The sequence below is a fragment of the Nocardia sp. NBC_01503 genome, assembly GCF_036327755.1.
Lineage (GTDB): Bacteria > Actinomycetota > Actinomycetes > Mycobacteriales > Mycobacteriaceae > Nocardia.
In genome coordinates, this window is record NZ_CP109596.1 from 3,873,524 (window position 1) to 3,897,780 (window position 24,257).

Annotated in this window: 25 protein-coding genes; 17 read left to right on the forward strand and 8 right to left on the reverse strand. The window is 66.2% G+C overall.

Translation table 11 applies throughout. The features are described from left to right. Window positions 1-45 precede the first annotated feature (45 nt). Both pruA and OHB26_RS17385 read left to right on the forward strand, forming a co-directional pair. Window positions 46-1,683 (forward strand): L-glutamate gamma-semialdehyde dehydrogenase, encoded by a 1,638-nt coding sequence (gene pruA, locus OHB26_RS17380; RefSeq protein WP_330185195.1) that lies wholly within the window; start codon window positions 46-48, stop codon window positions 1,681-1,683. After that, window positions 1,680-2,630 (forward strand): proline dehydrogenase family protein, encoded by a 951-nt coding sequence (locus OHB26_RS17385; protein ID WP_330185196.1) that lies wholly within the window; start codon window positions 1,680-1,682, stop codon window positions 2,628-2,630. The genes pruA and OHB26_RS17385 overlap by 4 nt, the downstream gene beginning before the upstream one ends. Window positions 2,631-2,649: 19 nt before the next feature. Here OHB26_RS17385 and OHB26_RS17390 read toward each other — a convergent pair whose 3' ends face one another. Further along, a complete protein-coding gene (locus OHB26_RS17390) occupies window positions 2,650-3,516 on the reverse strand; it encodes an oxygenase MpaB family protein (protein ID WP_330185197.1) in 867 nt (288 codons plus the stop codon). Window positions 3,517-3,662: 146 nt separating this feature from the next. Here OHB26_RS17390 and OHB26_RS17395 point away from each other — a divergent pair, with 146 nt between their 5' ends. After that, window positions 3,663-4,295, forward strand: coding sequence for a TetR/AcrR family transcriptional regulator (locus OHB26_RS17395; RefSeq protein ID WP_330185198.1), 633 nt, complete (start codon window positions 3,663-3,665; stop codon window positions 4,293-4,295). Between the two features lie 10 nt (window positions 4,296-4,305). Here OHB26_RS17395 and OHB26_RS17400 read toward each other — a convergent pair whose 3' ends face one another. Next, window positions 4,306-5,160 carry an oxygenase MpaB family protein gene (locus OHB26_RS17400; RefSeq protein ID WP_330185199.1) on the reverse strand — a complete coding sequence of 285 codons (855 nt, stop codon included), beginning with the start codon at window positions 5,158-5,160 and terminating at the stop codon, window positions 4,306-4,308. Window positions 5,161-5,286: 126 nt separating this feature from the next. Between OHB26_RS17400 and OHB26_RS17405 the strand changes: the two genes are divergently transcribed. Together OHB26_RS17405 and OHB26_RS17410 are read left to right on the forward strand one after the other, a co-directional pair. Next, window positions 5,287-6,714 (forward strand): acyl-CoA synthetase, encoded by a 1,428-nt coding sequence (locus tag OHB26_RS17405; RefSeq protein WP_330185200.1) that lies wholly within the window; start codon window positions 5,287-5,289, stop codon window positions 6,712-6,714. Between the two features lie 46 nt (window positions 6,715-6,760). Next, a complete protein-coding gene (locus tag OHB26_RS17410; protein ID WP_330185201.1) occupies window positions 6,761-7,132 on the forward strand; it encodes a PPOX class F420-dependent oxidoreductase in 372 nt (123 codons plus the stop codon). A 47-nt stretch (window positions 7,133-7,179) separates the two neighbouring features. Here the strand turns inward: OHB26_RS17410 and dapD are convergent, their stop codons facing one another. After that, window positions 7,180-8,136 carry a 2,3,4,5-tetrahydropyridine-2,6-dicarboxylate N-succinyltransferase gene (dapD, locus tag OHB26_RS17415; protein ID WP_330185202.1) on the reverse strand — a complete coding sequence of 319 codons (957 nt, stop codon included), beginning with the start codon at window positions 8,134-8,136 and terminating at the stop codon, window positions 7,180-7,182. 108 nt (window positions 8,137-8,244) lie between these two features. Here dapD and dapE point away from each other — a divergent pair, with 108 nt between their 5' ends. The 6 genes from dapE to OHB26_RS17445 all read left to right on the forward strand — a co-directional run bounded on the left by dapE (window position 8,245) and on the right by OHB26_RS17445 (window position 14,676). Then, window positions 8,245-9,348, forward strand: coding sequence for a succinyl-diaminopimelate desuccinylase (gene dapE, locus OHB26_RS17420; RefSeq protein WP_330185203.1), 1,104 nt, complete (start codon window positions 8,245-8,247; stop codon window positions 9,346-9,348). Window positions 9,349-9,534: 186 nt separating this feature from the next. Continuing rightward, window positions 9,535-10,332, forward strand: a complete 798-nt coding sequence (locus tag OHB26_RS17425; RefSeq protein ID WP_330185204.1) for a TIGR00730 family Rossman fold protein — start codon at window positions 9,535-9,537, stop codon at window positions 10,330-10,332. Next, window positions 10,326-10,877 carry a TIGR00730 family Rossman fold protein gene (locus tag OHB26_RS17430; RefSeq protein WP_330185205.1) on the forward strand — a complete coding sequence of 184 codons (552 nt, stop codon included), beginning with the start codon at window positions 10,326-10,328 and terminating at the stop codon, window positions 10,875-10,877. Before OHB26_RS17425 ends, OHB26_RS17430 begins: the two co-directional genes overlap by 7 nt. A gap of 96 nt (window positions 10,878-10,973) precedes the next feature. Further along, the gene (locus OHB26_RS17435; protein WP_330185206.1) at window positions 10,974-12,743 is read left to right on the forward strand and encodes a long-chain-acyl-CoA synthetase; all 1,770 of its coding nucleotides are present in this window, start codon (window positions 10,974-10,976) and stop codon (window positions 12,741-12,743) included. Window positions 12,744-12,805: 62 nt separating this feature from the next. Continuing rightward, window positions 12,806-13,678, forward strand: coding sequence for a dihydropteroate synthase (gene folP, locus OHB26_RS17440; RefSeq protein WP_330185207.1), 873 nt, complete (start codon window positions 12,806-12,808; stop codon window positions 13,676-13,678). A gap of 77 nt (window positions 13,679-13,755) precedes the next feature. Further along, a complete protein-coding gene (locus tag OHB26_RS17445; protein ID WP_330185208.1) occupies window positions 13,756-14,676 on the forward strand; it encodes a glucosyl-3-phosphoglycerate synthase in 921 nt (306 codons plus the stop codon). 148 nt (window positions 14,677-14,824) lie between these two features. On the opposite strand, the gene OHB26_RS17450 is transcribed toward OHB26_RS17445, so the two are convergent. The 5 genes from OHB26_RS17450 to sigE all read right to left on the reverse strand — a co-directional run bounded on the left by OHB26_RS17450 (window position 14,825) and on the right by sigE (window position 18,989). Continuing rightward, the gene (locus tag OHB26_RS17450; RefSeq protein WP_330185209.1) at window positions 14,825-15,661 is read right to left on the reverse strand and encodes a hypothetical protein; all 837 of its coding nucleotides are present in this window, start codon (window positions 15,659-15,661) and stop codon (window positions 14,825-14,827) included. A 58-nt stretch (window positions 15,662-15,719) separates the two neighbouring features. Beyond that, a complete protein-coding gene (tatB, locus tag OHB26_RS17455; RefSeq protein ID WP_330185210.1) occupies window positions 15,720-16,121 on the reverse strand; it encodes a Sec-independent protein translocase protein TatB in 402 nt (133 codons plus the stop codon). Between the two features lie 150 nt (window positions 16,122-16,271). Beyond that, window positions 16,272-17,852 carry a S1C family serine protease gene (locus tag OHB26_RS17460; RefSeq protein ID WP_442942963.1) on the reverse strand — a complete coding sequence of 527 codons (1,581 nt, stop codon included), beginning with the start codon at window positions 17,850-17,852 and terminating at the stop codon, window positions 16,272-16,274. Window positions 17,853-17,862: 10 nt separating this feature from the next. Further along, complete coding sequence (locus OHB26_RS17465) at window positions 17,863-18,246, reverse strand: hypothetical protein (protein WP_330185211.1); 384 nt, start codon at window positions 18,244-18,246, stop codon at window positions 17,863-17,865. 71 nt (window positions 18,247-18,317) lie between these two features. Continuing rightward, window positions 18,318-18,989: an RNA polymerase sigma factor SigE gene (sigE, locus tag OHB26_RS17470; RefSeq protein WP_330185212.1), complete on the reverse strand. Its 672-nt coding sequence runs from the start codon at window positions 18,987-18,989 to the stop codon at window positions 18,318-18,320. A 236-nt stretch (window positions 18,990-19,225) separates the two neighbouring features. Here sigE and OHB26_RS17475 point away from each other — a divergent pair, with 236 nt between their 5' ends. The 6 genes from OHB26_RS17475 (at window position 19,226) to OHB26_RS17500 (ending at window position 24,253) form a co-directional block, all read left to right on the forward strand. After that, a complete protein-coding gene (locus OHB26_RS17475) occupies window positions 19,226-19,873 on the forward strand; it encodes an O-methyltransferase (RefSeq protein WP_330185213.1) in 648 nt (215 codons plus the stop codon). A 181-nt stretch (window positions 19,874-20,054) separates the two neighbouring features. Continuing rightward, entirely contained in the window at window positions 20,055-20,693 is a 639-nt protein-coding gene (locus OHB26_RS17480; RefSeq protein WP_330185214.1) for a TetR/AcrR family transcriptional regulator, read from the forward strand. A gap of 33 nt (window positions 20,694-20,726) precedes the next feature. Beyond that, entirely contained in the window at window positions 20,727-21,680 is a 954-nt protein-coding gene (locus tag OHB26_RS17485; RefSeq protein ID WP_330185215.1) for an ABC transporter ATP-binding protein, read from the forward strand. Then, window positions 21,677-23,335: an ABC transporter permease gene (locus OHB26_RS17490; RefSeq protein ID WP_330185216.1), complete on the forward strand. Its 1,659-nt coding sequence runs from the start codon at window positions 21,677-21,679 to the stop codon at window positions 23,333-23,335. Before OHB26_RS17485 ends, OHB26_RS17490 begins: the two co-directional genes overlap by 4 nt. A 147-nt stretch (window positions 23,336-23,482) precedes the next feature. Beyond that, window positions 23,483-23,689: a hypothetical protein gene (locus tag OHB26_RS17495; protein WP_330185217.1), complete on the forward strand. Its 207-nt coding sequence runs from the start codon at window positions 23,483-23,485 to the stop codon at window positions 23,687-23,689. A 78-nt stretch (window positions 23,690-23,767) separates the two neighbouring features. After that, window positions 23,768-24,253, forward strand: a complete 486-nt coding sequence (locus OHB26_RS17500) for a hypothetical protein (protein ID WP_330185218.1) — start codon at window positions 23,768-23,770, stop codon at window positions 24,251-24,253. The last annotated feature ends 4 nt before the right edge of the window (window positions 24,254-24,257 follow it).

A 24,257-nucleotide genomic window follows, 5' to 3' on the forward strand; every position in this document is an offset into this window, starting at 1 on the left:
TGCGTCTGCACCACGGCGGTGGTCTTGTTCGCGTTAGCCTGGGATATGGACGCTGTCACGGTTGTCCCTGCTCCCGCAAACGAACCGGTGCACACCTACGCACCCGGCTCTCGTGAACGCGCACTGCTGACGGGCAGGCTCGCCGAAATCTCCGCAGGATCCGTCGACATACCGCTGGTGATCGGCGGCAAACATCAACCCGGTACCGGTGAACGCACCGACATCGTGATGCCACACCGGCATCGGCAGGTGCTCGGCTCGTACACCGATACCACCCATGAGGAGGCGAGTGCGGCCGTCGAAGCCGCCACCGCCGCCGCCCCGGCCTGGCGGTCGCTACCGTTCGAAGAACGTGCGGCCGTCCTGCTGCGGGCGGCGGATCTGCTGGCCGGACCGTGGCGGGAGACCATCGCCGCCGCCACCATGCTCGGCCAGTCGAAATCGGTGCAGCAGGCCGAGATCGACGCACCGTGCGAACTGGTCGACTTCTGGCGCTTCAATGTGGCCTTCGCCCGGCAGATACTGGCCGAACAACCGGAATCGTCGGCGGGCGTATGGAATCGGATGGACTACCGGCCCCTGGAGGGGTTCGTGTACGCCATCACCCCCTTCAACTTCACCGCCATCGCCGGGAATCTGCCCACCGCACCGGCGTTGATGGGCAATACCGTGGTGTGGAAACCCTCACCGACACAGACGCTTTCGGCGTACTACACGATGAAATTGCTGGAGGCGGCCGGTATGCCGCCGGGGGTGATCAATATGGTCACCGGCAATGGTGTGCGATTGTCCGAGGTGGCACTGGCTGATCCGCGCCTGGCGGGCATCCACTTCACCGGATCGACCAAGACGTTCCACTATCTGTGGCAACAGGTCGGGGCGAATATCGAACGGTATCAGGGGTATCCGCGCATAGTGGGCGAGACCGGCGGCAAGGATTTCATCGTCGCGCACTCCTCGGCCGATCCGGATTCCCTGCGCATAGCCATGATTCGCGGGGCCTACGAGTATCAAGGGCAGAAGTGTTCGGCGGCCTCGCGCGCCTACATCCCGAAATCGGTGTGGCGGCAGATGGGCGACGAGTTCCTGGCCCAGGTGGACGAGCTCACCTACGGCGATATCGCGGATCTGTCGAATTTCGGTGGGGCGGTGATCGATCGGCGGTCCTACGACAAGAACGCCGCCGCGATTTCCAGCGCCCGCGCCCGCGGTGTCTCGGTACCGGCCGGTGGCGTCTACGACGATGCCGAGGGCTTCTTCATCCGGCCCACGGTGCTGCTCAGCGACGACCCGGCTGACGAATCCTTCGCCACCGAGTACTTCGGGCCGATCCTGTCGGTGCACGTCTATGACGACAGCCGCCCGGACGCCTTCACCGATCTGCTCACCACCGTGGACGCCACCTCGCCCTACGGATTGACCGGAGCGATCTTCGCCCGCGATCGCCAGGCCGTCGAACAGGCCACCACCGCACTGCGATTCGCGGCCGGGAACTTCTATATCAATGACAAACCCACCGGCGCGGTGGTCGGTCAGCAGCCGTTCGGCGGGGCGCGTGCCTCGGGCACCGACGATAAGGCCGGGTCCTATCTCAACCTGTTGCGCTGGGTCGCGCCGCGCACGCTGAAGGAGACCTTCGTCCCGCCGACCGATTACCGCTACCCGCATATGGAGGCGCAATGAACCCGCTGCGACCGGCGATCCTCGCCGCGGCCGATTCGCCGCGGTTGAAGCGGGCGGTGACCAGGACGCCGATCACCGCCGCGGTGGTGCGGCGTTTCGTGGCGGGGGAGACCCGCGCCGAACTCGCACCGGTGGTGCGCGCGCTGCTGGACAGCGGGCGCATGGTCAGCGTCGACTTCCTGGGCGAGTACACCACCGATCCGGCCATGGCCGACGCCGCTGTGGCCGAATACATTTCGCTCATCGACGACCTGGCCGAACTGGATCGGGCGCCCGATACCGAGGTGCCGCCGGTGGAGGTCTCGGTCAAGCTCTCCGCGCTCGGACAATCCCTCGGCGCGGACGGGCCCGCCATTGCCGCGGAGAACCTGCACAAGCTCTGCGCCAAGGCGGTGGAGTCGCGGGTGTGGGTGACCGTCGACGCCGAGGATCACACCACGACCTTCGACACCCTGGCCGCGGTCGAACAGGCCCGCGCCGAATTCCCCTGGCTGGCGGTGGCCATGCAGACCTATCTGCGCACCGCCGAGGACAATTGCCGGGACGCGGCGGCCTCGGGCACCCGGGTGCGGCTCTGCAAGGGCGCGTATCAGGAGCCCGAGACGGTCGCCTACCGCAAACGCGCGGAGGTGGACGACTCCTATCTGCGCTGTCTGGATGTGCTCATGCGCGGGGCCTGGCATCCCATGATCGCCTCGCATGATCCGGCCATGGTGGAGGCGGCGCTGCGGCTCTCGGCCGAGCATCGCCGCAGTCCCGGGGATTTCGAATTCCAGATGCTCTACGGGATTCGCGATGCCGAACAGCGGCGGCTGGTGGAGGACGGGCATGCCCTGCGGGTCTACATCCCCTACGGCACCCAGTGGTACGGGTACCTCATGCGGCGTCTCGCCGAACGCCCCGCCAATCTGGGATTCTTCCTGCGCGCACTCACCGAGCGCGGGTGAGCCCGAAAGCCTTTCGGGCTCAGACCAGCGGACGGCCGAAGCGACGGCGCAAGCGCATATCCGTGAGATAGAAGTTGTACGGGAAGAGACGGATGACGGTGGGCATGCGGGTCCAGACGGCGGAGAGCAGGCGCAGAAAACCGGCGAAGAAGCGCTCGTCGCGCGCGGACCAGGTCATGCCCATCTCCTCCCGCAGATGCTGCGGGAGAAGGGCCGTGACGATGAACCGGTGCACGCCGCCGAACAGGAATTGCAGGGGATAGGGCAGCATCTTCAGGTCGGTGAGCGCGTTGAAGTACGCGCGCGTCGGCTCGTCGATGTGCTTGGTGGCCAGCGTCTGCTCCCAGTACGCGTAGAACGCGTCGCGGGTGGGCGGCCACATCTCCGCACGCATCTGCAAGGTAGTGCCCAGCCGGGCGCTGTAGCGGTAGAAGTCCTCTGCCACTTCGGGATTCATCGGCCCGCGCATGCGGTGGTAGAGGTCGTCCATACCCCAGTAGAGGCAGGATGCCACCCACAGCTGCAGTTTGGGGTCGAAGGCGTTGTACTTGACCGGGCTGGTCGGCTTGGTGCGGATCGAGCGATGTGAGGTATTGACGGCCTCGCGGTAGGCGATGCGATCGTCCTCATCGCCCATCATGGCGACGGCGATATAGGTGAGTGTGGTGCGCAGCCGCTTGAGCGGATGCACCATGACGCTGCCGCTGCGGACATCGCTCTCCATCACGCCGTAGCCGACGGGTTTGAGCGAGAGCTGCATGATCACATTGGCGACACCGCCGAGGAAGGCGGCCGGACCGTCGATATATTCGCGAATCTGCTGCGGCGTGAGCTCGCGGGGCAGGTCTTCGGGGTATTCGTCGGATTTGCGCAGCGGGGCGGTCATCGTTGACTCGACTCCTCGTCGTCACTCCTCGTCACTGAGGAGAGTGTGAGAAACTCCTATTCTCACCTTCTCATCGAGGTGGGTGCCTGTCAATGTGCGATGATTGGAGCGTCATCGTATCTTCGTGACTCGAAAGGGGCCGGACCATGGCCAAGCTGGCCGAACTCCTGCCGCTCGTGCGCGGATCGGGTCCGGAGGATCGCAATCAGAGCAAGGTGCTCGACGCCGCATTGGTGGCCTTCCTCGACTTCGGAATCAAACGCACCAGCATGGTCGAGGTCGCCCGGCGCGGCGGTCTCTCCCTCGCCACACTCTATCGGCGATTCGCCGGCAAATCCGATCTGATCCAGGCGGTCGGCCTGCGCCAGGCCCGCCAGTTCATCGCCGACGCCGATGCCGCCGTGCAGGCCGAGATCGAGCGCGACGCCAGTGCCCAGGATCAGATCGTCGCCCTGTTCATCGCCTTCATCGAGAGCCTGCGCGGCAATAAGCTGCTGGTGCGCCTGCTCGCGACCGAACCCGAGACGGTGCTGCCGTATCTGACCGTGCAGGGTGCGCCGGTCATCGAATTGGGCCGCGACTATCTGGCCGAGTTCATCACCCGACTGCAAGCGGAAGGCAAACTCCCCGAATACGATCCGCTGCCGCTGGCGGAGATGATCGCCCGCAACTCGCTGTCGCTCGCGCTGACCCCGCAGACGGTGATCCCGCTCGATGACGAGGCCGCGCTGCGCCGCTTCGCCATCGATCACGTACTGCCGGGCTTCCGTATCTTCTGAGGCTTTCGATTCAGACCAGCCGCAATCCGAGTCGGCAGCGCAGGCGCATATCCATCAGATACACATTGATCGGGAAGATCCGCACCGGAGTGGGCAGCAGCTCCTCCGCGGCGCCGACCGTGCGCATGATCCGTGCCAGCAGTCGATCCTGCCGCGGTGTCCAGGTCATGCCCATCTCGTCCCGAAGATGTTGCGGCAGTAGCCCGGTCACGAAGAAGCGGTGGATACCGCCGAAGGCCGACCCCACCGGCCGCGGCAGCATGCGCAGATCGATGAGGTCCTCGAAGTAGGCGCGAATATGCGGATCGATGGAGGTCTTGGCCAAGTTCTCGGCCCAATACGCTTCGAACGCAACGCGATCCACGGGCCACATCTCACGTCGCATTTGCAGGGTCGTCCCCAGTCGCGACGAGTACTGGTAGAAGGCCTCGGCGTCGGCCTCGTTCATCGGGCCGTGCATTCGCTCGTAAAGGTCCTTCGAGCCCCAGTACAGGCAGGCCGCCACCCACAACTGCAATTTGGGGTCGAAGGCGTTGTACTTCACCGCACTTCCCGGCTTGGATCGCACCTGCCGATGCGAAGTGTCGACGGCCGCGCGATACGCCTCCCGATCGGCCTCGGTGCCCATGAGCGCCACCGCGAGGTAGGTGATGGTGGTCCGCAATCGTTTGATCGGATGCACCATCACGTTGCCGCTCTCCACCGGCGACTCCACCACGCCGTATCCGACCGGGGGATGGGCGAGCTGCATGATCACATTCGCGGCCCCGCCGAGCAGGCCCGCCGCCCCGTCGATGAACTGCCGAATATCAATGGAGGGTTCGCTCTCGACGCCGTACGGCTGAGCATGCACTGGCCTGGTCATCGTTGACCACATCCTCGTGAGTGAGAAGGTTGTACACAAACTTTCTTACCCACTCGCCTCACCTGTCAACCTACCGGTGCACTTCGCACCCGATTCGTGTCCCGGCCGCTCCGGTACCGTTGGCGCGTGTCCTACAGGTCGCCGCTACTGCTGAGCTCGCTGAATCCGGCCGCCGTCGCCGCCGGAGACGATATTCCCGATGCCGTCACCATCGACGGGGTGACCCTCTCGCGCAGTGATCTGCTGGGCGCGGCCACCTCCGTCGCCGAACGTGTCGCCCGGGCCGACCGGGTCGCGGTACTGGCCCGGCCGACCGTGAAAACCGTGCTGGCGGTGGTCGGTTGCCTCATCGCCGGCGTCACCGTGGTCCCGGTACCGCCGGATGCGGGTAGCGCGGAACTCGCGCACATACTGCGGGATTCGGGTGCGCAGGCATGGCTGGGCGATGCGCCCGAGGGTAGTGATCTACCGGTGGTGCCCGTGCGAGCACACGCGCGCTCCTGGCACACCTATGCCGAACCCGCGCCCGAGGCAATCGCTTTCATTCTCTACACCTCCGGGACCACCGGTGCGCCCAAGGGCGTCATGCTCAGCCGCCGGGCCATTGCCGCCGGGCTGGACGCACTCGCGCAAGCCTGGGGTTGGACGTGGAATGACGTTCTGGTGCACGGACTTCCGCTGTTCCACGTGCACGGTCTGATCCTCGGCGTACTCGGCCCGCTGCGCGTGGGTAGTCCGCTGGTGCACACCGGCAAGCCGACCCCGCAGGCGTACGCCGCCGCACCCGGCACCATCTACTTCGGGGTGCCGACGGTGTGGTCGCGAATCGCCGAAGAGCCGGATGCGGCAAAGGAATTGGCGAAAGCCCGGATTCTCATCTCGGGGAGCGCCCCGCTTCCGGTCCCGGTGTTCGAGCGGCTGCGCGAGCTCACCGGGCACGCGCCGCTGGAGCGATACGGTATGAGCGAGACCATGATTACGCTCTCCACCCGGCCGGAGGGCGAGCGGCGGCCCGGATGGGTGGGGACGCCGCTGTCCGGGGTGCAGACCCGGCTGGTCGACGAGGCCGGACAGGTACTGCCGCACGACGGGGAAAGCGTTGGCGGACTACAGGTTCGGGGGCCGATGCTGTTCGACGGATATCTGGACAAGCCGGAGGTCACCGCCGAGAACTGGACCGAGGACGGCTGGTTCAAGACCGGGGATGTGGCGGTCATCGATGCCGAGGGCTTCCATCGCATCGTCGGGCGCGAATCGGTGGACCTCATCAAATCCGGCGGGTACCGGATCGGAGCGGGGGAGATCGAGACCTCGCTGCTCGGACATCCGGCCGTGGCGGAGACCGCCGTCATCGGGGTGCCCGATACCGATCTGGGGCAGCGCATCGTCGCCTACGTCGTATTGCGGGACAGCACGGGCGATTCCGTATCGCAGCAGTTGATCGACCATGTGGCGGGCGAACTCTCGGTACACAAGCGACCGCGCGAGGTGCGGGTGGTGGAGGCGCTGCCGCGCAATGCCATGGGCAAGGTGCAGAAGAAGCTGCTCGGCTGAGTGATCGCTTGACCTGAACCGCACTCGAGGTCATAACGTCGGACCCATGATCGCCACACTGACGCCCGCCCAGATCGAGTACCTCGCCGGTCAGCGCCTCGGACGGCTCGCCACCATCCGACCGGACGGGTCGCCGCAGAACAATCCGGTCGGGTTCAGGTACAACGCCGCGCTCGGCACCATCGATATCGCCGGACACAGTATGGGCGCGTCACAGAAGTTCCGGAACCTGAGCAAAGAGGACCGGATCGCCTTCGTCGTCGACGATGTGCCCTCGGTCGACCCGTGGACCGTGCGGTGCCTCGAAATCCGTGGCACCGCACAGGCTCTGCGGGATGTCGAAACCTATATCCCCGGTGGCACACCGGAGCTGATCCGCATCACCCCGGAGCGGATCATCGCCTTCGGTATCGACTAGCAACCCTCGTCATCCCGGCGTGCTTTCGGCCGGGATCCACAGGTTGCTCAGTCGTTGGCGTGCAATGCGGCATTCAGCTCGATGCCGGCGCCCTTGCGCGCCACCGCCTCCACCGCACCGGTCACCGAATTCCGGCGGAAGAGCAGATTGTCCTTACCGCTCAACTCGGACGCCTTGATGACCGCGCCGTCAGGCAGCGTCACCTTGGTGCCCGCGGTGACGTACAGCCCCGCCTCCACCACGCAGTCGTCGCCGAGCGAAATGCCCAGACCCGAGTTCGCGCCCAGCAGGCAGCGCTCACCGAGCGAGATGACCTGCTTACCGCCACCGGACAGGGTGCCCATGATGGACGCGCCGCCACCGACATCGGAGCCGTCGCCGACCACGACGCCACCCGAAATGCGGCCCTCCACCATGGAATTGCCGAGCGTCCCGGCGTTGAAGTTCACGAAACCCTCGTGCATGACCGTGGTGCCGGAGGCCAGATGCGCACCCAGGCGCACCCGATCGGCGTCCGCGATGCGCACACCCGAGGGCACCACGTAATCCACCATGCGGGGGAACTTGTCCACGCCGTACACGGTCACCGGACCGCGCGCCCGCAGCTTCAGGCGGGTCAGCTCGAACTCCTCGAGCGAGCACGGGCCGTAATTGGTCCACGCCACATTGGCGAGCAGTCCGAACATGCCGTCCAGGTTCAGGCCGTGCGGCCGGACCAGACGATGCGAGAGCAGTTGCAGCCGCAGGTAGATATCGTGCGTATCGACCGGCGCGGCGGCCAGATCGGCGATACCGGTGCGCACCACGACCACCTCGACGCGGCGGGCCTCGTCGAACCCGGCGGCCTCGGCGAACTTGGCGTACTCGACATCGGAGGCGTCCAGGCGCTTGGTGCCGGTATCGGTCACCGCACCCAGCGCGGGATACGGGTACCAGGTGTCCAGGACCGTTCCATTGTCGGTGATGGTGGCGAGGCCGACTGCTACTGCTCCCTGAGTACTCACGGGAGTAAAGATTACCGGCCGCAGTAATTTGCCCGAAACGGTGCCTTTTTGTGCCATGGCGGGCGGCATAACGAGAGCGGAGTTAACTACTCCTTTAAGGTGGAGTGGGTGACCATCGATCTGAGCGCCGACCCGATCAACCTCGCTGCCGCTCTGGTGGACATCCCCAGCGTTTCCAAGGATGAGACGCTCATCGCCGATATCGTCGAAAAGGCGCTGCGCGAGCAGACTCGTGGATTCGAGATCCTGCGGCACGGCAATGTCGTGCTCGCCCGCACCAATCGCGGACTGGCCACCCGCGTCATTCTCGCCGGGCACCTCGACACCGTCCCGATCGCCGACAATGTGCCCAGCCGCTTCGAGGTCACCGAGGCGGGCGAACGGCAGCTGTGGGGCTGCGGCACCGTCGATATGAAATCCGGTGACGCGGTATTCCTGAACCTGGCGGCCACCATCGCCGATCCGGTGCACGATCTGACCTTGATCTTCTACGACTGCGAGGAGATCGCCGCCGAGTTCAACGGGCTCGGCCGGATCGAACGCGAACTCCCGGAATGGCTCGAGGGTGACCTCGCCATTCTCGGCGAACCGTCCGGCGGCTGGATCGAAGCGGGTTGCCAAGGGACACTGCGTATTCGACTCACCACCTCCGGCGTGCGCGCGCATACCGCGCGAGCCTGGCTGGGCGACAACGCCATTCACAGCCTCGCGCCCATTCTGGAGCGGCTCGCGAATTATCAGGCGCGCGAAGTCGATATCGACGGTTGCGTTTATCGCGAGGGCCTGTCCGCGGTCCGCGTCTCCGGTGGCGTCGCGGGCAATGTGGTGCCCGATATCGCCGAGGTCGATGTGAACTTCCGCTTCGCACCCGACCGCACCCTCGACGAGGCCACCGAGCATGTGCGCGAGGTCTTCTCGGGCCTGGATCTGGGCTTCGATCGCACCGACGGCGCACCCGGCGCTCTGCCCGGCCTCTCCGCCCCGGCCGCCAAGGACCTCATCGAGATCGTGCACGGACACGGCAGCGGCGGCGTCCGCGCCAAATACGGCTGGACCGACGTCTCCCGCTTCGCCGCCCGCGGCATTCCCGCCGTGAACTTCGGCCCGGGCGACCCCAACCTCGCCCACAAACGCGATGAACACCTCCCGGTCGACCAGATCACCCAGGTCACGGCCATGCTCCGCAGCTACCTGATGGGCGACAAAGCCTGACATCCAGCCGCATGACCCCCGATACCCCCAAGAAGTGATTCGTCCAATGTCGCGGCCCGCCCCGATTCTGGACTGAGTGGAGCGGGGGAGCGAAGCGGAGGAGCGGAGGGAGGGAAGAACCGGGGTCACGAGGGCCGCGACCCGCCGCAGCGAAGCGGAGGCCAAGAACACAGTACCGTTGGCTGCATGTCTGCTGAGGCTGATGTTCCTGGTTCGAAGAACCCACGTTTCCGTGGTCCGATAATGCTGCGGCGCGACCGGAAGGTCGGTATCGGAACTACCGATCAGCATTTGCTGGATGAGCGAGGGCATGCGGATTGGGTGCATACCGATCCGTGGCGGGTATTGCGCATTCAGGCCGAATTCGTCGAGGGCTTCGGCGCTTTGGCGGAGGTGCCGCGGGCGGTCGCCGTCTTCGGGTCGGCGCGCACCCTGCCGGAATCGCCGGAGTACCAGGCGGGTACGGCCATCGGCGGGGCGCTGGCGCGATCCGGGTTCGCGGTGATCACCGGTGGCGGGCCGGGCGCCATGGAGGCGGCCAATCGGGGCGCGTCCGAGGCCGGCGGATACTCCATCGGGCTCGGGATCGAGCTGCCGTTCGAGCAGCATCTCAATGACTGGGTCGACCTCGGGATCAACTTCCGGTACTTCTTCGCCCGCAAGACCATGTTCGTCAAGTACTCGCAGGCGTTCGTCTGCCTGCCCGGTGGTTTCGGGACGCTGGACGAGCTGTTCGAGGCCCTCACCCTGGTGCAGACGCATAAGATCAACCAGTTCCCGATCATTCTGTTCGGCACCAGATATTGGGCGGGACTGGTGGATTGGCTGCGCGACTCACTGCTCGGCTCCGCCAAGATCGCGCCCGGCGATATGAACCTGCTGCACGTCACCGACAGCGTGGACGAGGTGGTGAGCATCGTGCTCGCGGCTGCCGAACAGCGCGCCGCGATGGATGCCGCCGAGGCGAGAGGAGATCAGTGGTGAGCGAACCCTATTCGGTCTGCGTGTACTGCTCGGCCAGCGTCAGCGACCCCGCCGCCCTGGAGCTGTCCCGGCTCGTCGGCGCCGAGATCGGCCGCCGCGGTTGGCAATTGGTCTCCGGTGGCGGACACGTCTCCATGATGGGCGCGGTCGCGACCGCCGCCCGCGAGGCGGGTGCGAAGACCGTAGGTGTCATTCCCAAGAAACTCGTGCACCGGGAAATGGCGGATGTGGAGTCGGACGAGCTCATCGTCACCGACTCCATGCGCGAGCGCAAGCAGGTCATGGACGAGCGCGCCGACGCCTTCCTCGCCCTGCCCGGCGGCCTCGGCACGCTCGAGGAGCTCTTCGAAACCTGGACCGGGGCCTACCTGGGCATGCACGACAAACCGGTGGTCGTCCTCGACCTGGACGGTCACTATCGCGGACTGTTCGCCTGGCTGGAGGAGCTGCGCGAGCGCGGTTTCGCCGGGCGCGAGGCCCTGGACCGGGTGGTGCTGACCGATGATCTCGCCGCGGCCTTCGAGGCGCTCGATCCGGAGCTCTGACGATTTCATGCGGGGCCGCGCGGGTTTCACTCGACAACGGAGTGTGCATCCGTAAGGGTGTGACCACGAGCACGATCCGATGAGGAGTCCAGCGCAGTGAAGAACAATGCCCGTTCGACGGTCGGCCTGCTGGATGTGGCGCGCAGCCTGCCCGGTATGACGACACAGCTGCCGGGCATGGCCCGCAATGCCGTACACATGCTGGTCAAAGGCGACTCCAGGGCGTCCATCGGATTGTTCTTCCAGCGCGCGGCCGCCGCACATCCGGACCGCCCCTTCCTGCGTTTCGAGGGCCGCGAATACCGTTGGGGCGAAGCCAATTCCGAGGTGAACCGGTACGCTGCCGTGCTGTCCGAACGAGGCGTCAAGCGCGGCGATGTAGTCGGCATCCTGATGGCCAATCGCCCCGAGGCGCTGTTCACCGTGCTCGCGGTGGTGAAACTCGGTGCGACAGCGGGCCTGCTGAACAACAATCAGCGAGATGCCGTGCTGCAGCACAGTTTCGGACTCCTGGACTCGGCACTCGACGTGATCGGCGAGGAGTGCGCCGAGGCCCTGGACACCCTCGCCGAGCTCCGCCCCGGCGTGCTCTGGTCCAAGGATCTCGCCGATGCGGCCCGCACCGCCGACGACTCGAATCCGCCCGTGTGCGAACAGATCCGAGCACGTGAACGCGCCTATCTGATCTTCACCTCCGGCACCACCGGCCTGCCCAAGGCCAGCGTCATGACCCATCTGCGCTGGACCAAATCCATGGCGGGCATCGGCGGTCTCGGCGTGCGACTGGACGGCGGCGACACCCTGTACTGCTGCCTGCCGCTCTATCACAACAACGCGCTGACGGTCGCGCTCTCCTCGGTGATCGCGGGCGGCGCGACACTCGCACTCGGGCGCAAGTTCTCGGCCTCCCGATTCTGGGAGGAGGCGATCGCCGGTCAGGCCACCGCCTTCATCTACATCGGCGAACTCTGCCGCTATCTGCTCAATCAGCCCGCCCGGCGCACCGATCGCCAGCACACCGTCCGGCTCGCCGTCGGCAACGGCCTGCGCCCGGAGATCTGGGACGAATTCCGAGATCGCTTCGGTATCAAGCGAATCGTCGAGTTCTACGGTGCCAGCGAGGGCAATGTGGCCTTCATCAACGCCTTCAGCCTGGATCGCACCGCGGGCTTCACCCCGCTGGCCTTCGCCGTCGTCGAATACGACGACGCCACCGGCAAAGCCAAGCGCGCCGCGGACGGCAAACTTCGCCGCGTCCGCACCGGCGGCGTCGGCCTACTGCTGGCCAAGGTCACCAAGAGCTCGCCCTTCGACGGCTATACCGACAGTGCCGCAACCGAATCCAAGCTCGTCCGGGACGGCTTCAGCTCCGGTGACTGCTGGTTCGACACCGGCGATCTGGTTCGCAAACAGGGCTGGGGCCATATCGCCTTCGTCGACCGCCTGGGTGACACCTTCCGCTGGAAGGGCGAGAATGTCGCGACCACCGAGGTCGAGGGCGCTTTCGACGGTATCGACGCGGTCGTGCAGGCCGTCGTCTACGGCGTGGAGATCCCGGGCGCGGACGGTAAGGCGGGCATGGCCGCCATCACCTTGGCGCCGGAGGCGGTCTTCGACGGCAAGGTCGCCGCCGAGACCCTCTACGACCGCCTGCCCAGTTACGCTGTCCCGCTGTTCATTCGGGTGGTCCCCGAGCTCGAACAGACCTCGACCTTCAAATCCCGCAAGGTCGAACTCCGCAGTCAGGGCTTCGCCCCGGACGACAGCAGCACCCTCTACGTCCTGGCGGGCCGCACCGACGGCTACATCAAGGCCCACGACGGCTATATCGAGGAAGTCGCCGCAGGACAGGCCCCGCGTAACTGAACGTTCGCGGTCCCGGTCGGCTGCCCAGCACAGGGGTGACAGGGGTCGGTACAGTCGAGGGCATGTGTGCGCCGTTGCCGACATTGTGCGGGAAGCCGGTGGCGACGGATCGGGCGCTCGTGATGGCGATCGTGAACCGGACGCCGGACTCGTTCTATGACAAGGGTGCGACCTTCAGTGACGAGGCCGCCATGGCCGCCGTCGCGCGCGCGGTGGACGAGGGCGCCGATCTGGTCGATATCGGCGGGGTCAAGGCCGGGCCGGGCAGTGATGTGGACGCCGCCGAGGAGACCCGCCGGGTGGTTCCGTTCGTCGCCGCTATCCGGCAGCGATTCCCGGAACTGCTGATCAGCATCGACACCTGGCGGGCCGATGTCGCCCGCGCGGCCGTGTACGCGGGCGCGGATCTGATCAATGACACCTGGGCCGGGGCCGATCCCGGACTGGTCGATGTCGCCGCCGAGTTGAACGCCGGAATTGTGTGCAGCCATACCGGCGGAGCCATTCCGCGTACCCGGCCGCATCGCGTGCGCTATGACGATGTGGTGGCGCAGGTCACAGAAACCGTTGTCGCGGCGGCCGAGAATGCGGTCGCGGCGGGCGTTTCGAAAGATTCGATTCTGATAGACCCGACACATGATTTCGGCAAGAACACCTATCACGGGCTCGAATTGTTGCGTTCCGTGGACGTTCTTGTGAATACCGGATGGCCTGTCTTGATGGCGCTGAGTAATAAGGATTTCATCGGAGAGACTCTTGGTGTCGAGCTATCCGAGCGATTGGAGGGCACATTGGCAGCGACTGCATGGTCGGCCGCCGCGGGTGCTCGAGTTTTCCGGGTACACGAAGTAGCGGCCACCCGACGCGTGGTGGACATGATCGCCGCGATCCAGGGCCAACGCCCACCCGCCCGCACCCTGCGAGGTCTGGCATGAGTGGGTCAGGCCCGGAGGCGGCAGCGGAGCGTAACCACGTAGGGCCCCCACTCATGCCGAATGGACACAGTATGAGCATGAACAACTGGGTCACCACGAATACCTGGGACCGCCCCGAATGGAACGTCGAGGAGTTGGTGGCCGCCAAGGGCGACCGCACCGTCTCGGTCGTTCTGCCCGCACTCAACGAGGAAGCCACCGTAGCCAGCGTGGTGGCCAGCATTCGACCGCTGCTCGGCACGCTGGTGGACGAACTCGTCGTCCTGGACTCCGGAAGCACCGATGCCACCGCCGAGCTGGCAGAGGCCGCGGGAGCGCGCGTGGTCACCCGCGAACAGGCGGTGCCCGAACTCGAGCCCGTTCCCGGGAAGGGGGAGGTGCTGTGGCGGTCGCTGGCGGTCACCTCCGGTGATCTGGTGGCGTTCGTGGACTCCGATCTGATCGATCCGGATCCCATGTTCGTACCGAAGCTGCTCGGACCGCTGCTCACCGTCGACGGTATGCACCTGGTGAAGGCGTATTACCGGCGGCCGCTGCGGCAGGGCGCGACCATCGACGACAACGGCGGCGGCCGCGTCACCGAACTGGTGGCCAGGCCCCTGCTCTCGGCGCTGCGCCCCGCGCTCTCGAATGTGTTGCAGCCCTTGGGCGGCGAATACGCGGGCACCCGGGAACTGCTCACCGCGGTGCCGTTCGCACCCGGCTACGGCGTGGAGATCGGGCTGCTGCTCGATACCCACGACCTGCTCGGGCTCGCGGCCATCGGCCAGGTGAATCTCGGTGTGCGCCAGCACCGTAACCGGCCGTTGTCCGAGCTCGGTGTGATGAGCCGACAGATCCTCGGCACGGTGCTGGGTCGTGCGGGCGTCCCCGACTCGGGGGCGGCGCTCACCCAATTCCCGCTGATCAGTGGCGAATTCACCGCACAGGCCACGGAAGTCTCGCTGGCCGACCGGCCCCCGATGAATACGCTCCGGCCGGAGTGGGCCGCGGCCTGACAGTTTCTGGGTCGTCCGGGCCTGTTATCCAGGCATACCCTCCTCGTCATCCCGGCGCGTTTTGGCCGGGATCCACTGAACTGGGTGGATCCCGGCCAAAGGCATGCCGGGATGACGGGGGAGCGTGTCGCGATGACGTGAGCTGGCGTCAGCGGTCGTGGCGGTAGATCGGGGTGAGCAGGTCCGCTTCGATCGGCTCGCCGGTATTGCGGTCGTAGCGGACGCCCACCACCGCTGAGAAGGGGTGGTTGGCCGCGCGCTCGTGCAGGGTCGCCAATCTCGTTGCCAGCAGCCGGATCGCGCCCAGGGACGCGGGCGGGTGCAGGCCGTCGATGACGAGCACGGTTCCCTTACCGTCCGGGCGGGGGAGTCGGGCCAGGTAGGCGATGTCGTAGGGCTCGGTGCCGCCGGGGCGGTAGACGCGGCGGGCGGCGCGATCCTCGATACCGCGGCGGACCCGTCCGGCCCGCGCCACCGTGCGGCGCAGGCGCGGATCGGCGGCGACGAGATAGCGCAGACTGGGCGACAATTCGGGCCCGCCGAGCACGATGAGACCGTCCCGGTCCAGATCCAACGGCCGCCCGGGCAGGAATCGCTGGACGGTCGCGGTGAAGCCGAGTTCGCGTAGCAGCTCCACCAGCCGGTGCGGCGCCGCGGCGTCCGGCGCGCCCACCAGGGCGATGGCCCGGGTGGTGCTGCGCACGTCCGGGGTGAGAATCGTGAGCGGCCCGTGCCCGAAGAAGAGCCCCTCCGGCACCGGTCCCTGGGTGCTCACCTGATGGATGCGGGCGCGGGAAAGTCCGGCGGCCGCACCGATTCTGGCGAACGTCCAGCCCTCGGCGTGTAGTTCGCGAATTACGGCGCGGCGGATTCGCGTCAGCTCATTGATCTGCTGCTGCGCCGCCGCCACGCCGTCGGTGGCGGCTTTGAGGCGCTCGACCTTGTCTTCGATCGCGAACACCCGTGCCACCTCGTCGGCCGACATGAGCGCAGTCTAGATACCTGAACAGCCACAAGTGTCTAGACCGCTTGACGAAGTTGGTCTAGGTAGCGTCCGGATCGACCGGCGGACGTTCGTTGCGCTCCAGCGGTTTCTGCGGTTTCGGCATGGACAAATCCTCGAAACCGCTGCTCGCGGAGGTGACGGGCTTGTCGAAGCTACCCGTCAGAAATGAATCGTCGCCATTGAGAAGGTGTTTGGTAACCAAAGATTTGGGATTCATACCGCGCAGTTCGTTCAACTGCTCCAGCGGCTTGCGGATCTCGTCGAACTCCGGACCCAGCTCATCCTTCAGCTGCTGGGTCGCGCCACTGGCGTAATCACGCACCTGGCGCAGGCTCTGGGTGGTCCAGCGCACGGCCCCGGGCAAACGCTCGGGGCCGAGAATCACGAGGGCGGCGACGAGCAGAATGAGCAACTCGCCCCAGCTGATATTGCTGAACACTGTTTTATTCTGCCCTACGCTTCGCTCCGGGCGGGTTCGCGGCCCTGAAGTCCCGCTTCTTCCCTCCCTCCGCTCCCCCGCTGCGCTCCTCCGCTCCACTCAGTCCAGAAGCGGGACGGCCGCGAACCATTGAAGTCATGTTCATCCGGGTTAATCCGATTCCAGGGTTACGGGTACATCGACCTCACGGCCGTCGCGAATGAGTCGCACATTCACGGTTTGCCCGATCTCGTTGGACTGCACCGCGACCGTCAATTCCTCCGGACCCGACACATCACGATCACCGACCTTGACGATCACATCGCCCTCCACGATGCCGGCCTTGGCGGCCGGGCTACCGGCCTGCACATCGGCGACCGCGGCACCGCTCATCACATCATTGGCGACAATCTTGGTCTTGGCGCTCACACCCAATCGCGGATGATGCACCTGGCCGTCGTGAATCAGCGCCTGCGAAATCCGCTTCACCTGATCCACCGGAATCGCGAAGCCCAGACCCACCGAACCGCCGCTCTCGGACTTGATAGCGGAGTTGATGCCGATCAACCGGCCCTGCATATCCACGAGCGCGCCACCGGAGTTGCCGTGATTGATCGCGGCATCGGTCTGTACGGCGTCCAGGGTGGCATTGGTATCGGTGCCCTCACCGCCGACCTTCACCGGGCGATGCAGCGCCGAGACGATACCGGAGGTGACGGTCTTCTCCAGGCCCAGCGGGGAACCGATGGCCAGCACATCGTCGCCGACCTTCACCTCATCGGAATTACCGAGCTGAATCACCGACAGGTTCTTCACATCGACCTTGAGCACCGCCAGATCGGATTTGATATCGCGGCCGACAATGCTGGTCGGCACCCGGGTGCCATCGGAGAAGACCACCTGCAGTTGGGCTTTGCCGCTCTTGTCATTCGCGGCCAGTGAGATCACGTGATTATTGGTGACGATGTAACCCGCGCCGTCGATCACCACGCCCGAACCGGTGGAACCCGAATCGCCGACCCAGGCGCGCACGGTCACCATCGCGGGCATGACCGCGTCCACGACCTTGGAGATCTGGCCGTGCGAGACATTCGTCGAATCCGTCGACTGCAACGCCACCTTGCGGGAGGTCAGCGCGGAGGTGGATTCGGCGGTGAGCCGCCCCACCAGACCGCCGGCCAAACCGATCACCAGCGCCACACCGGCCAGAATCGCCAGCGCCTTGGGCGCGACCCGGCTGCCGAACAACACCTCGCGAGCGGAGAGCTGACGGCCCGGGGCGAGCGGCTGCGGCTGCGGAGTCTGCACCGCCGGGGAGCCAAGGCGGGCAGCGGAATTCGGATCCCGCCACGGATCGGCCGGCGCGGCGTTCGCGGCGGCCTCGGCCTTGGCGTCGGGATCGCGCTGCAGAATCTCGTCCGAACCCGCCGGGCGACCGAACGCCTCGGCCAGTACGGCATCGGGCGGGCGGTTCTGCACCAGCGGCCCGTCCTGCGCGGCGGCAGCGGCAGCGGCGGCGGCCGTGCGCGGGGAGAACGAACCAGGCTGCCCACTCGGACGGCGGAAGGCGCGCGCGGTATGGGTGTCGACATGCGGCCGATAAACCGGTCGCGGCCCCAGGACCGGTGCGTCCGACGGCCTCAGGTTCCCCCGATCGGCCGCCGAATCCGAAGCCTGCGCAGAATTCGGCAGGTTGTTCGCCGCGGGCCCCTCACCCGGAATCGGGCCCGTGTTCTTCGATTCGGTGGTCACGCGATGAACTCTACTTGCGCCACCAGGATGTCCACCGTCTGCTGTCGAACGAATCTTGGCGCAGCCCGACGAAACTCGCGCCACGAGCGAGCGTGCCGCGCTCGGAATTCAGCGTTTCCGCACCGGGGAGTTCCGACAGCGGGATACGGCTCAGCGAATCGTGCAGGCGCATGGGCGCGGAAATCTGATCGGAGGACTGCCGCAGCGCAATACGAGCCTGCTGCTGGGCGTCCACCTCCGCCGCGCATTCCACGCAGACGGAGAGATGATGCGCGGCACGCAGATACGCGTTCATCCGCAATTCACCGTCCACATAGGCGGCGATGGCCTCACTGGCCAGATGCTCGGTGGGGGCGAAACGAGGCGGACGCGGCGTTCTGTCCTCGCCACTCATAAGCTGCACACCCTTCCGGACCACCTCGGCTGCATCGGGATTGCCGGTGTGCGGGCCCACTGCCCGCCCGCTCACCTGGCGTTCTCGGCGGCGGCGAAACGCCGCTCCACTCCATTATGCGCAAGGTGTTCTTTGAGTGCCTGACGTCCTCGGTGGATCCGGCTGCGGACGGTGCCGAGTTTGACCCCGAGCGTCGCGCCGATCTCCTCGTAGGACAGCCCCTCGATATCGCAGAGCACCACCGCGGCACGGAACTCCGGAGCCAGCGAATCCAGTGCCGCCTGCAGCTCAGGGTCCAGATTGGCGTCGTGGTAGACCTGCTCGGGACCCGGACCCTCGGACGGCACCCGGTCGTAATCCTCGGGTAGCGCCTCCATGCGAATCCGATTGCGGCGCCGCACCATATCCAGGAAGAGGTTGGTGGTGATGCGGTGCAGCCAGCCCTCGAAGGTGCCCGGCTGGTAGTTCTGCAATGAGCGGAACACCCGGATGAAGGTTTCCTGGGTCAGATCCTCGGCGTCCTGCTGATCGCCGGTGAGACGGTAGGCCAGGCGGTACACGCGGTCGGCGTGTTCCCGGACCAGTTCGTCCCAGGTGGGCATCATGGTGCGGTCACCGGTGGCATCGAAGGCAGCGGTGCCGCTGAGCGCAGCCGCGTCGAGATCTTCGTCCGACACTGTGGTGGCGTCCGAAGAGATGTCCTGCACGGGCAGGGTGGCGGGTTCACGCGCCGCGTCGACCATGTGGATGGGATTACCTCCTACTCGGGACCTCGATCCCGGTTTTCGTGTACAACCGACCTGGTGGGTCGTGTTGTTCCCGATCGCCGTGGCCGAAGGTCGCTGGCCTGACTTGGCAATACTCTTGCCGGTCCCGATGTGGCCGGCATATGCGCTGGCTGAGGGACACCTGAGAAAAATCGCCACACCGGCCGGTCACCGCCGGGCTTTCGGCGTCCCGCGCCATTAGCCTCATAGCCGTGAGCCAGACTCCCGCGGCATCGAACCTGCAGCGCAACCTCGCCTACGTGGAGGAATCCGTCGCCGAGGACGAGATTCTCATCGGCGCGCGCGAACGCGCCCTCGAACTCGGCGCGGCACCGGTACCCCCTTCAGTGGGGGCACTGCTGAGTATGTACGCCCAATTGCTGGGCGCGCGTGCGGTGGTCGAGGTCGGCACCGGGGCCGGGGTGAGCGGACTCTGGCTGCTCGACGGCATGCGCGAGGACGGCACGCTCACCACCATCGACTCCGAACCCGAACATCAGCGCGCCGCGCGCGAGGCGTTCCGCTCGGCCGAGATCGCGCCCGCGCGCACCCGGCTGATCAACGGCCGGGCGCTGGATGTATTGCCGCGCTTGGCGGATGGGGCATACGACCTGGTGTTCATCGATGCCGCGCCGCTGGAGCATCCGCAGTATGTGGCGCAGGCGGTTCGATTACTACGCGAGGGCGGGGCCATCCTGCTGCACAACGCGTTGCTCGGCGGGCGGGTCCCCGATCCGGCGCAGCGCGATCCCCAGACCCAGGCGGTGCGCGCGGCGACCCGCGCGATCGCCGAGGATCCGGCGCTGACGAGCGTGCTCATCCCGGTCGGCGACGGGCTGCTCTGCGCCTCGCGCGGGTAAAAATCGCCTCTGAACTGCGAGGACTCTGATCCTCGCGGGGAATTTCCGCACCGTGGTACGTGGTGTCGGAGAAGTTTTCCGCGCGTGGATTATCCGCGGGGCATGTATTTCGTGAACTTTGCGATTTTCCTACGGTGCCGGGTCTTGCGTCGAGATTGAACGAGTGTTTAATGTATTGAACATGCGTTCAGCCTCTGAGGATCTGACCACCCGGGCCCGGATTCGCGATGCCGCGATCACCACCTTCGGGGAGCAGGGTTTCGGGGTGGGAGTACGGGCCATCGCCGCCGCGGCGGGGGTATCGCCCGGCCTGGTGAATCACCACTTCGGCTCCAAAGAGGGCCTGCGCACAGCCTGTGACGACCACGTGCGGGAGGTGGTGCGCGCCGCGAAAGTGGAGTTCGCACAGCGCCCCTCGTCGAACGGCCTGCTACAGCAATTGGCGGAGATCGAGGAATTCGCACCGCATATGGCCTATCTGTTGCGCAGCTTCCAATCCGGCGGCAGCCTGCTCATCAGCTTCTTCGAGCATATGGTCGAGGATGTCGAAGGCTATCTCACCGCCGGTATAGAGGCCGGAACCTACCGTGCCCCAAAGGATTTGAAAGCCACCGCGCGTTATCTGGCCACCACCAACGGCGGCGGGATCATGATGTTCCTGCAGCTCTACGAGGCCAAGCACGAGGGCCGCATCGATTTTCGAAAAGCATTGCGCGAGTACGCCGATCTCATGATGCTGCCCGCACTCGAGATCTACACCAACGGCATGCTCACCGATTCGATGATGCTGGACACCCTGAATCCCCCGGCTCCCCAATGATCACCCACTGTCGTTTTCCTACAAGGAGATTCGATGAATGCTCCGGCCAACCCGGCCATCTCGGTCCGGGATCTGCACAAGAACTTCGGCCAGGTGCACGCCCTCGACGGCCTCGACCTGGAGGTCGACGAGGGGGAGGTGCACGGGTTCCTCGGCCCGAACGGCGCGGGGAAGTCCACCACCATTCGGGTACTGCTCGGCATCCTGTCCCGCACCTCCGGTGACGCCCAGGTGCTCGGGCGCGATCCATGGACCGACGCGGTCGCCCTGCACCGCGATATCGCTTATGTCCCAGGCGATGTCACGCTCTGGCCGACGCTGAGCGGCGGTGAGACCATCGATCTGCTGGCGCGTATGCGCGGCGGGCTGGATCAGCAGCGCCGTGCCGAGCTGATCGAGCGGTTCGAACTCGATCCGAAGAAGAAGGCGCGCGCCTACTCCAAGGGCAATCGGCAGAAGGTGGCGCTGGTCTCGGCCTTCTCCTCGCACGCCCGGTTGTTCCTGCTGGACGAACCCACCTCGGGCTTGGACCCCCTGATGGAGCAGACATTTCGCGAATGCGTGCACGAGGCATCCCAGCGCGGATGCACGGTGCTGCTCTCCAGTCACATCCTCTCGGAGGTGGAGGCGCTATGTCAGCGGGTCACCATCATCCGCGCCGGGCGGACGGTGGAGTCCGGCACGCTTGCCTCGATGCGGCATCTGAGCCGCACCTCCATCACCGCCGAAATGATCGGCGACCCGGGTGATCTGAGCCGGATTCCGGGCGTCGCCGATATCAGCCGCGAGGATCACACGCTGCACTGCCAGGTGGACGGTGAACACCTCGGTGAACTCATCAAGGTGCTCGGTGATGCCGGGGTGCGCAGCCTGGTCAGCGCGCCGCCGACGCTGGAAGAGCTGTTCCTGCGTCACTATTCGCTCAATGGCGAGGGCGCCGCCGAATCCGGCCGGGACTCCGCCGAACTGCAGCGGGTCGCGAAATGACCGCCATCACCGCCCGGCACGCGGTCGAAAGGCCGTTACGGTCAACCGGATTCACCGGAACGGGGCAGATGCTCCGGTTGTACCTGCGGCGTGATCGCATTGTGCTGCCACTGTGGATACTGCTGTTGTCCCTGCCACTCGGCAGCGTCTACATCAACAGCATTGTCAGCGTGTACCCGAGCGATGCCGACCGGGCCAGCTTCGCCGACTCCATCCTCGCCAGTCCGGCCCAGTTGGCCATGTACGGGCCGGTCTACAACACCAGCCTCGGCGCGGTCGGCATCTGGAAAGCGGGGATGTTCTACACCCTCATCGCCATCGCCACGATCCTCACCCTGATTCGGCACACCCGGGCCGAGGAGGAGACGGGCCGCGGGGAATTGGTGGCCGCCACCCGGGTCGGGCGGTACGCCGGGCTCACCGCGGCGCTCATCGTCGGTTACGGCGGCGCGCTGGCCACCGGGCTGATCGGCTTCCTGAGCCTGTCCGGGAGCAAGCTCACCGGCGACGACGTACGCGCCGGATCGCTGGCCTTCGGCCTGGCTCTGGCCGGATCGGGCGCGGTCTTCGCCGCGGTGGCCGCGGTCTGCGCGCAGTTGACCACCAGCGCCCGGCTGGCCCGCGGTCTGGCCTTCGCGATTCTCGGCGTGACCTACACGCTGCGTGCCATCGGCGACGCCCGTGCGGGAGACGGGCCCATCGGCCCGCTGGTGTGGCTGTCGCCGCAGGGCTGGTCGCTCCAGGTGCGACCGTTCGCGGGCAACCATTTCGGGGTGCTGCTGTTGCACGTGGCCGCGGTCGTCCTGCTCACCCTGCTCGCGTATTCGCTACTGCGACACCGGGATCTGGGTGCGGGTCTGATCGCCGAGCGGCCGGGCGCGGCTGTCGCCGGACCCGCGCTGAGCGGTCCGTTCGGACTCGCCTGGCGATTGCAGCGCGGCACCCTGATCGCCTGGACCGTCGGTCTCGGGTTGTACGGGTTGATCATCGGCAGTGTGGTGCACGGGATCGGCGACGAACTGGGCAGCAGCCAGTCCATCAAGGATCTGATCACCCGTATGGGCGGTTCCGCCTCGCTGGAGAACTCGATGATCACGTACGCCTTCACCATGATCGGCGTGGCGGCGGCCGCGTACTCGGTCTCGGCGGCGCTGCGGCTGTACTCGGAGGAGAGCACCGACCGCGCCGAGGCGCTGCTCACCGGTGCGGTATCGCGAACCCGCTGGGCTGCTTCGCATCTGGTCTTCGCGCTGTTGGGGCCTGCTGTGGCGCTGCTGGTTTCGGGTCTGCTCGGTGGAATCGTCTACGGGCGCGCGGCCGGTGATATCGGCGCCAAGCTGCCCGATGTGCTCGGCGCCGCGCTCGTCCAACTGCCCGCGGTGTGGATCTTCACCGGAATCACGGTGGCGCTCTTCGGTCTGGTACCGCGCTGGACCTCGGTGGCGTGGGGCGTGCTGACCGCCGCCATCGCGGTCTTCCTGCTCGGCGCGATCTCCGGCGCCCCGCAATGGCTCCGCGACCTCGAACCGTTCGAGCATCTGCCGAAGGTGCCGGGGCATGCGCTCGATCTTGCTCCGGTGCTGATTCTGCTGGTCATCGCCGCCGTGCTGATTGCGGTGGGGCTCATCGGATTCCGCCGGCGCGACCTGCGCTGACGACTCCATCGGGGGCGCGAACCGTTGCCGGCGGTTCGCGGCTCTCGTGTGATTTCGGTCAGGGGCAGCGCTGAGGCAGTCGCAGGGGTGGATTCGAACGCGCGGCGGGTGGTACCACGGGTAGAGACCGATTTAAGGAGGTGGGGGATGGGACTCGAGGGACTCGTACTCGGTGTACATCTACCGGCCGGATGGCTGTGGCCCGCGCTGGTGATATTCGGCCTGATCGTCTGTACGGCGCTGCTGGTGCTGTTGCTCGTCAGCGGCGCGCGATTCGACGACCAGTCGCATATCGTGCCGTCGACACCCGGGCCGTGCGAACCCTTCTGTGGGGCGCGCACGTACGCGAACTGAACGCTCCTGCGCCACAGGAGGATTACAACGGGACCGCGGCGGATACTCCAGGGAAAAGTGCTATGAGCGAGGTTTTCCATGAGTCAGCGGACTCCGGCGGTGGTCGGTCTCTATCTGCGTGAGTCGGGACGGTGGCGGCGTATCGCCGAATTCCGGCTGACCACCGACGGGCACGCCAGTTTCCGTGTGGTCGATCCCGTCGAGGGCCTGGTGGCGCGGGTCTGGTATCACCAGGGCGTCGACATCATCGGGCAGGAGCGCACCGTACTGCCCGAGGACGGTCCGGAGTATATGCGAGCGCTGTTGCAGCCCTTCGGATTCCGGGACTATCGCTTCCGGGACGATTCCCACTCCGGTGGGCATTCGGCGACGATGCCGCCGCGCAATGGGCATGCCCCGGAGCGTCACGAGATACCAACCGCGGCAGTGGATTCGGAGTGCGAGCGCTGTGCGGACGAGGCATCGGACGCCGAGGACGCCGCGGGGTGCGGCGGGCACGGTGCCCGCCGCCCTTCCCGCCCGGCCGTTTGGCGTGCCTTGGACGCCAAGATCATTCGCTTCTGAGCCC

Excerpts from the sequence above, each read along its gene's own strand:
- pruA (WP_330185195.1), top strand. The coding sequence starts at position 46 with ATGGACGCTGTCACGGTTGTCCCTGCTCCCGCAAACGAACCGGTGCAC.
- OHB26_RS17450 (WP_330185209.1), bottom strand. The coding sequence starts at position 15,661 with ATGTCGGCCGACGAGGTGGCACGGGTGTTCGCGATCGAAGACAAGGTC.
- OHB26_RS17495 (WP_330185217.1), top strand. The coding sequence starts at position 23,483 with ATGGGACTCGAGGGACTCGTACTCGGTGTACATCTACCGGCCGGATGG.
- OHB26_RS17490 (WP_330185216.1), top strand. The coding sequence starts at position 21,677 with ATGACCGCCATCACCGCCCGGCACGCGGTCGAAAGGCCGTTACGGTCA.
- OHB26_RS17465 (WP_330185211.1), bottom strand. The coding sequence starts at position 18,246 with ATGAGTGGCGAGGACAGAACGCCGCGTCCGCCTCGTTTCGCCCCCACC.
- OHB26_RS17390 (WP_330185197.1), bottom strand. The coding sequence starts at position 3,516 with ATGACCGCCCCGCTGCGCAAATCCGACGAATACCCCGAAGACCTGCCC.
- OHB26_RS17385 (WP_330185196.1), top strand. The coding sequence starts at position 1,680 with ATGAACCCGCTGCGACCGGCGATCCTCGCCGCGGCCGATTCGCCGCGG.
- OHB26_RS17485 (WP_330185215.1), top strand. The coding sequence starts at position 20,727 with ATGAATGCTCCGGCCAACCCGGCCATCTCGGTCCGGGATCTGCACAAG.
- OHB26_RS17425 (WP_330185204.1), top strand. The coding sequence starts at position 9,535 with ATGTCTGCTGAGGCTGATGTTCCTGGTTCGAAGAACCCACGTTTCCGT.
- OHB26_RS17445 (WP_330185208.1), top strand. The coding sequence starts at position 13,756 with ATGAACAACTGGGTCACCACGAATACCTGGGACCGCCCCGAATGGAAC.
- OHB26_RS17395 (WP_330185198.1), top strand. The coding sequence starts at position 3,663 with ATGGCCAAGCTGGCCGAACTCCTGCCGCTCGTGCGCGGATCGGGTCCG.
- OHB26_RS17400 (WP_330185199.1), bottom strand. The coding sequence starts at position 5,160 with ATGACCAGGCCAGTGCATGCTCAGCCGTACGGCGTCGAGAGCGAACCC.
- OHB26_RS17500 (WP_330185218.1), top strand. The coding sequence starts at position 23,768 with ATGAGTCAGCGGACTCCGGCGGTGGTCGGTCTCTATCTGCGTGAGTCG.
- OHB26_RS17480 (WP_330185214.1), top strand. The coding sequence starts at position 20,055 with ATGCGTTCAGCCTCTGAGGATCTGACCACCCGGGCCCGGATTCGCGAT.
- sigE (WP_330185212.1), bottom strand. The coding sequence starts at position 18,989 with ATGGTCGACGCGGCGCGTGAACCCGCCACCCTGCCCGTGCAGGACATC.
- OHB26_RS17410 (WP_330185201.1), top strand. The coding sequence starts at position 6,761 with ATGATCGCCACACTGACGCCCGCCCAGATCGAGTACCTCGCCGGTCAG.
- folP (WP_330185207.1), top strand. The coding sequence starts at position 12,806 with ATGTGTGCGCCGTTGCCGACATTGTGCGGGAAGCCGGTGGCGACGGAT.